The 2,620-nt window shown below is 54.9% G+C and carries 2 protein-coding genes; one reads left to right on the forward strand and one right to left on the reverse strand.

The window, feature by feature from the left end; translation table 11 throughout:
- Positions 1 to 521, forward strand: a 521-nt coding sequence (locus K1Y02_26845; protein MBX7260002.1) for a thrombospondin type 3 repeat-containing protein, incomplete at its 5' end; no start/stop codon positions are given.
- A 1,138-nt stretch (positions 522 to 1,659) separates the two neighbouring features.
- Here the strand turns inward: K1Y02_26845 and K1Y02_26850 are convergent.
- Positions 1,660 to 2,397, reverse strand: coding sequence for a DUF1638 domain-containing protein (locus K1Y02_26850; GenBank protein MBX7260003.1), 738 nt, complete (start codon positions 2,395 to 2,397; stop codon positions 1,660 to 1,662).
- Between the last annotated feature and the right edge of the window lie 223 nt (positions 2,398 to 2,620).

A 2,620-nucleotide genomic window follows, 5' to 3' on the forward strand; every position in this document is an offset into this window, starting at 1 on the left:
CCCTGCCGGACGGTCACAGTACCATCATGTGGGTCGAAGACAGGGGTCCTGTTTACCAGGGGATTATTGAGATTGCGGTATCCGCCGACGGGCACGAAGCCGAGATGAAGGCTCCATTCCGCGGGTTCATGAAATACGCCAATAACAGTCCAATCATGGCGCTCGGCAAGACCATCGACTTTTCATTTTCGTTGGAAGCGAGCGGTCAGTTGGCGGTGGGCGGCCAATGGGCCTCGGACACGGCACTGCCGATAGAGGGTTACTACCTCGCGGCGCCCACGGAAGACAGCGACGGCGACGGTTTGCCCGATGGCTGGGAAGCGGACCATGGGTTGAATCCGAGTGATGATGGCACGACCGATGTCGATCAGGGGGCAAGCGGCGACCCCGACAACGACGGCTATTCGAATATTGACGAGTACAACGGAGGTTCGGATCCTTCGGATGCCGACAGCATGCCGCCGGCGGTGAATACGATCAGCGTGCCGATGTTTGAAGAGTCGCCGCTCCCCTGCCCGTAGAAATGCTCGCTCAGTCAGGCCGTGTCATCTCATAGATCCTTCGAGAGGGTTGCCACTTCATGTTGCCACCACTTCTTCTCTTCGGGACTGTAGTCATACGGAGGACCTTGGAAGTGTGCGCAGAGCTTGCCGCTTGGACTGTAGAAGTTCAGACTTAGGCCAACAGTATTCAAAAAAGGCGGACCACCAAGCGGCGAGCGTTTGAAATAGTAAGCTAAGTGGTAACTGGCCGGAACTGGGGATTGTCGCAGGATCTCACAGAGCGCTTCTCGTGCCGGTATGTCAGTCATGTTAAGCGTCACGCATCTTTCCGTACGCCATGAGGGGTGTCCGGTAGCCGGATCGCGGGTATACTTGGGATATACATCGAAGTGCTGGGTGGGATGCGCGGTCTGTTTGAGTTCTCGCGAGAAGGCTTTGATGGCCTCCCACGTAGTGGCCGATTCCAGAGTCAGAGAGATCGGCGTATCAAGGACGTTTCCGATGGCCAGACCTGAGACGAAGGGGTTGTCTCTTGTGGGCAGTACACACGCCATTCCGCGGACGTACCTGAGCTCCAAAGTATTGTTGGACTCCAGCCTTACGCGTTCTGAGAAGGACGCCTGGTCAGTTGGCTTCACGCTGTCGAGTTTGTACATCCATCGAGGCCATTCCCAGTAATTCTGACTAGCCTTATCGGGAAATCGCGCACCCTCAATACTGATGCATGTGAAGTCACGTGTGACAGCCGAAGAGTGTCGTAAAGGACTACTCAGAGACGCAATCAGCGAATCGGCTGGTATTCCATTTGATGCGATTTCGATGCCAAGCAGGAGTGCGGTGAGAACGAAGAATATCAAAATAATCTGACCTTTCCTTGCTTTCAATGTTTTCACCCTTTTGTTGGCACGCAGCCATGGCGAGCTTAGAAGTTCGCCTGTCTTGTTAGCTATTACCACTACGCTTGGAGGAACTGCAGGTTCATTTTGTATCAATCGATTGGCTTAGTCGGCGGTGGGATTATCTAGTGAGACGGAAGAAGATCGACGGTGAATCGACTGACACGGCACCCGTTGTCCGCTCTCTGCTTCTTCGCGCGAGGTGTTTCCTTCTTTGGCGTACCTTGGGAGAGATACGCTGGAAAGATGGCCACACGACTCTACTTGGGAGGGAAGACACCGTCGTTAGGCTTTCGTGCCTCAATGATGCGTTCGTCGTAGGTTAGCGCCACCGACTCGCCGGGGTGGAGCACGAGGAAATCGTCGTCATTCCAGCGCCCTTCCAGCATGTGGATGACAAGGCGCGGGTCTCCCTTGAGCGTGTCGCAATTCCAGCCGAGCCACTTCGCGCATTCGCGCGTGTACTCGACGTACGCGTCTTGTTTGGCGAAACCCAAATCCACGTACGCGGCATTGGAATAGTGCGTGAACCATTGCTGCTCCATCCGCATCAGGAAATCGGCGTTCTCTTCGCCGTAGGTATCCACATATTGTTTGAGCAACGAGTTATACCGGTCGATGCCCGGCATTGTCGTGTCGTCTATCCAGCCCGGGCTGTACCAATATGTGCCGGGGTGGGCGTCGAAATACTCCCGGTAACGCTCTTTCGAGCCAAGCAGGAAGGTGATGCAATCGTGTCCGCGTAGAAACACCAACGGAGTGTGCCGCGCCGTCAGGCCGACAATGCCGTTGCTGCACAGGGCGTAGCCTATTAGCACTGCATCGAACTTGTTGTCAGTCGCGTCGATGGCCGCCTGCAACCGATCGCGAAGGATATCGGGTGTGTTGTGCAGACCCTGTTCCAAGAATTCGAACTCGATGGTATTCGGTCCCTGCGACGCAAAATGGCAGAACTCGCGCCAAAGGACGTGACAAGCAATCAATTTGTAACGAGCCATGGGTTCTCCGTTTCTAGCGCGAAGTATAGTGGCTGTACACCTCCCGCGTCGAGCATCCTGCCCGCTCCTGTCTCTTTGAGGAACTGGAATTCGCATTACGCTCTCTCTAAAGTGAGGGTAGCTCTGACTGGAAGCACGGCTAGAAGGAGAAAGCTATGAAGTCGAAGATTCTTGTTCCATTGTTCCTGACTCTTCTGGGGGTTTTGCTCAGCGTGGCATTCGC

Source organism: Candidatus Hydrogenedentota bacterium (assembly GCA_019695095.1).
Classification (GTDB): domain Bacteria; phylum Hydrogenedentota; class Hydrogenedentia; order Hydrogenedentales; family SLHB01; genus JAIBAQ01.

Excerpts from the sequence above, each read along its gene's own strand:
- K1Y02_26850 (MBX7260003.1), bottom strand. The coding sequence starts at position 2,397 with ATGGCTCGTTACAAATTGATTGCTTGTCACGTCCTTTGGCGCGAGTTC.